The organism is Actinospica durhamensis (assembly GCF_018139695.1).
In the GTDB taxonomy this organism is placed as follows: Bacteria; Actinomycetota; Actinomycetes; order Streptomycetales; family Catenulisporaceae; genus Actinospica; species Actinospica durhamensis.
Genome location: NZ_JAGSOG010000802.1, coordinates 1 through 418, shown reverse-complemented (window position 1 = coordinate 418; position 418 = coordinate 1). Strand labels below are relative to the sequence as shown.

Here is a 418-nt window from a genome sequence, read left to right as displayed (position 1 = left end):
CGCCTGGAGTCCGGGCCGGCCGATGCCGATGTCGCGGGGCAGGAACCGGGCGGGCAGGCCGCCCTCCACCACCGCCAGCGTGCCGCCGGGCGCGAGCCGCGCGGCGCAGGCGGCGAGCGCGGCGCTCTGGTCGCCGAGGTGGTGCACGCTGCGGCTGGCCCAGAGCAGATCGGCCGGGTAGTCCAACTCGCCGAGCACGTCGGGAAGTTCACCGGCGAGGGTGTCGAAGCGGTCGGCGACGCCCTGGCGGGCGGCCCGGTCCGCGGCCCGCTCCAGCAGCGGTTTCGAGCCGTCGACGGCCACGATCCGCGCGCCCGGGAAGGTCTCGGCGAACAGGCAGGAGATGACGCCGGGCCCGCTGCCGGCGTCGACGACGAGTCCGGGCTCGGTGACCTCCTTCGCCAGCCAGTTCAGGGCC

1 protein-coding gene is annotated in these 418 nt (G+C 76.6%); it reads right to left on the bottom strand.

The genetic code is table 11. From position 1 onward, the window contains the following. Window positions 1–418, bottom strand: a 418-nt coding sequence (locus KDL01_RS42290; protein ID WP_212534320.1) for a class I SAM-dependent methyltransferase, incomplete at both ends; no start/stop codon positions are given.